We start from the raw sequence: 3675 nt of genomic DNA, 5'->3' as shown, positions 1-3675 counted from the left end.
GCGGTGGTGAACGGCCAGCCCATCCGCCTGCAAGACCTGTGGCCCAGCGACGAGGAGATCGACGCCGTGGTGCAGGCCGCCGTCAAGCCCGAACAGTACCGCGCGGTGTACGGGCCCATGTTCGCCATCCACGCCGACGGTGGCGACAAAGTCAACCCGCAGTACGACTGGCGCGCCCAGTCCACCTACATCCGCCGCCCGCCGTACTGGGACACCGAAGGCGTGGGCGCGCTGGCGGCCTTCCCGCGCACGCTCCAGGGCATGCGCGCGCTGGCGCTGCTGGGCGACAACATCACCACCGACCACCTCTCGCCCTCCAACGCCATCCTGGCCGACAGCGCAGCGGGCGAGTACCTGGCCAGGATGGGCCTGCCCGAAGAAGACTTCAACTCTTACGCCACGCACCGGGGCGACCACCTCACGGCCCTGCGCGCCACGTTTGCCAACCCGCAACTGCGCAACGAGATGGCGGTGGTCGGTGGCCAGGTGCAAAAAGGCTCGCTGGCGCGCATCGAACCCGAGGGCCAGGTGGTGCGCATGTGGGAGGCCATCGAGACCTATCTGCACCGCCGCCAGCCGCTCATCATCATTGCCGGGGCCGACTACGGCCAGGGGTCGAGCCGCGACTGGGCCGCCAAGGGCGTGCGCCTGGCGGGCGTGGAAACCGTGGTGGCCGAGGGCTTTGAGCGCATCCACCGCACCAACCTGATCGGCATGGGCGTGCTGCCGCTGGAGTTTGCGCCGGGCGTGAACCGCCGCACGCTGCACCTGGACGGCAGCGAAACCTACGACGTGCTGGGCCAGCGCACCCCGCGCGCCGACCTCACCCTGGTCATCCACCGCCGCAGCGGCGAAACGGTGCAGGCGCGCGTGACCTGCCGCCTGGACACCGCCGAGGAAGTGTCGGTGTACGAAGCGGGCGGCGTGCTGCAACGCTTTGCCCAGGACTTTCTGGAATCCAACCCCAAAACGGCCTCTGGCGCGCTGCGGTAAAGCGCAAGCAGCTATCAAAATATGAGCAAACTACCCCAAATCAAAATCCCCGCCACCTACCTGCGCGGCGGCACCAGCAAGGGCGTGTTCTTCCGCCTGCAAGACCTGCCCGGCGCCGCGCAGCACAGCGGCCCCGCGCGCGACGCGCTGCTGCTGCGCGTGCTCGGCAGCCCCGACCCGTATGGCAAACAGATCGACGGCATGGGCGGCGCCACTTCGTCCACCTCCAAGGCGGTGATCGTGTCGGCCTCCAGCCAGCCGGGGCACGATGTGGACTACCTGTTCGGCCAGGTGTCCATCGGCCAGCCGGTGGTCGATTGGAGCGGCAACTGCGGCAACCTGTCGGCGGCGGTGGGGCCGTTCGCCATCGCGGGCGGGCTGGTGGCCAAGGAGCGCATTCCCGACAACGGCATCTGCACCGTGCGCATCTGGCAGGCCAACATCGGCAAAACCATCGTGGCGCATGTGCCCATCACCCACGGGCAGGTGCAGGAGACGGGCGACTTTGAACTCGACGGCGTGACCTTCCCCGCCGCCGAGGTGCAGCTCGAATTCCTGGACCCCGCCGATGGCGGCGAGGAGGGCGGCGCCCTGTTCCCCACGGGCAACGTGGTGGACACGCTGGACGTGCCCGGCGTGGGCCGCTTGCCGGCCACGCTCATCAACGCGGGCATACCCACCATCTTCCTCAACGCCCGCGACCTGGGCTACACCGGCACCGAGCGGCAAGACGCCATCAACAGCGACGCTGCTGCGCTGGCGCGTTTTGAAGCGATCCGCGCCTGGGGCGCCGTGAAGATGGGCCTGATCGCCCAGGTGGCCGACGCCGCCACGCGCCAGCACACCCCCAAAATCGCCTTCGTGGCACCGCCCGCCGACTACGTGGCCTCCAGCGGCAAGGCCGTGCAGGCGGGCGAGGTGGATTTGCTGGTGCGCGCGCTGTCCATGGGCCAGCTGCACCACGCCATGATGGGCACGGCAGCGGTGGCCATTGGCACGGCGGCGGCCATCCCCGGCACGCTGGTCAACCTGGCCGCCGGGGGCGGCACGCGCAACGCCGTGCGCTTTGGCCACCCCTCGGGCACGCTGCGCGTGGGCGCCGAAGCCCGGCTGGTCAACGGCCAATGGACAGCCACCAAAGCCCTGATGGGCCGCAGCGCCCGCGTGCTGATGGAAGGCTGGGTGCGGGTGCCTGGCTGACCCCGGTTTTTTTGGCAGGAGCGGTCGCCTCGGGGGCCATGGCAAGCACTCCTGTTTTCATAGCTGCTAGCGCTTGCCCAGCGGGCGCTGGCGGCTCTTTTTATATCAATCCTACCGGCACGGGTGCTGGCTGCACGGCGCTGGCCTGTGGGGTGATGGAGAAAAAAGCAATGTCCACACGCAAACAACTCAAGCAACTTGTCGAGGCCCGCAGCGGCCTGATCGTTCCGGGCGCATTCAACGCGCTGTCGGCCACCGTCATTGCCGACCTGGGCTTTCAGGCCATTTACGTCACCGGCGCGGGTGTGACGAACATGTGGTTTGGCATGCCCGACCAGGGTTTCATGGGCCTGCACGAGATCGCCGAGCACACCGCCCGCATCCGCGACGCCGTGCAGGTGCCGCTCATCGTCGATGCCGACACCGGCTTTGGCAACGCGCTCAACGTCATCCACACCGTGCGCACGCTGGAGCGCGCCGGGGCCGACTGCATCCAGCTCGAAGACCAGGTGGCACCCAAGCGCTGCGGGCATTTCAACGGCAAAGAGGTCATCAGCACCGAAGAGGCTGTGGACAAGATCAAGGCCGCCGTGGATGCGCGGCGCGATCCCGATTTGCTCATCATGGCGCGCACCGACGCCGCCGCCACCCACGGCTTCGAGGCCGCCGTGGAGCGCGCACAAAAGTTTGCCGAGGCGGGCGCCGACATCCTGTTCGTCGAAGCCGTCACCCAGGCCGAAGAGGTGCGCGCCCTGCCCCAGCGGCTGGCCAAGCCGCAGTTGATGAACATGGTGATTGGCGGCAAAACGCCCCTCTTCAACGCCGACCAACTGGGCGCGCTGGGCTTTGGCATCGTGCTCTACGCCAACGCGGCCTTGCAGGGCGCGGTGATGGGCATGCAAAACGCCCTGACCGTGCTGCGCGACACCAAGGAAGTGCGCGAGGACAGCGGCCTGGTCACTCCCTTTGCCGAGCGCCAGCGCCTGGTGGGCAAACCCCAGTGGGATGCGCTGGAGCAGCGCTACACCGGAGACACCAGGGCACCGCAATGAGCGACTCTTTCTACCGCTGTGCGCCAGAACCGTGCGCACCGACCGCCGCGCCAAACTTGCAGCCCCGCGCGCTGTACGAGGCCCTTGCAGACCGTGTGCGCGACCGCATCCTGGCCCATGAACTGAGGCCGGGAGAGCCCATCAGCGAAACGGCCTTGATGCACGAATACGGCGTCAGCCGCACGCCGGTGCGCGAAACCCTCAAGTTGCTGCACCACGAGGGCTTGTTGACGGCGCGCCCCCGGCGGGGCATGTCGGTTCGCATCCTGGGCACACAGGAGCGCGAAGAAGCCATGCGCCTGCACCGCCTGCTGCAAACCCATGCCGCCGCCCATGGCGTGGCGTCCGGGGCGCAGCCGTGCCAGTCGTTGCTGGGCCGCATCCTGGGAATGACCGAACTGCACCTGCGGCTGGCCTACGGGCCGGCCTT

General features: G+C 68.3%; 4 protein-coding genes. All 4 read left to right on the top strand.

Features of this window, described 5'->3' with window-relative positions; translation table 11 throughout:
* Nucleotides 1–993: Fe/S-dependent 2-methylisocitrate dehydratase family protein (locus tag PHX69_RS15730; protein ID WP_502958553.1), on the top strand; the 993-nt coding region annotated here is incomplete at its 5' end.
* A gap of 21 nt (nucleotides 994–1014) precedes the next feature.
* A complete protein-coding gene (prpF, locus tag PHX69_RS15725; protein WP_288045030.1) occupies nucleotides 1015–2193 on the top strand; it encodes a 2-methylaconitate cis-trans isomerase PrpF in 1179 nt (392 codons plus the stop codon).
* 170 nt (nucleotides 2194–2363) lie between these two features.
* Nucleotides 2364–3245 carry an isocitrate lyase/PEP mutase family protein gene (locus PHX69_RS15720; protein ID WP_288045027.1) on the top strand — a complete coding sequence of 294 codons (882 nt, stop codon included), beginning with the start codon at nucleotides 2364–2366 and terminating at the stop codon, nucleotides 3243–3245.
* On the top strand, nucleotides 3242–3675 hold a 434-nt coding region (locus PHX69_RS15715), incomplete at its 3' end, for a GntR family transcriptional regulator (RefSeq protein ID WP_288045024.1). The genes PHX69_RS15720 and PHX69_RS15715, both read left to right, overlap by 4 nt.

It is taken from the genome of Simplicispira sp. (genome assembly GCF_028687295.1).
Classification (GTDB): Bacteria; Pseudomonadota; Gammaproteobacteria; order Burkholderiales; family Burkholderiaceae_C; genus Simplicispira; species Simplicispira metamorpha.
This window is presented reverse-complemented; position numbering and strand designations above follow the sequence as displayed.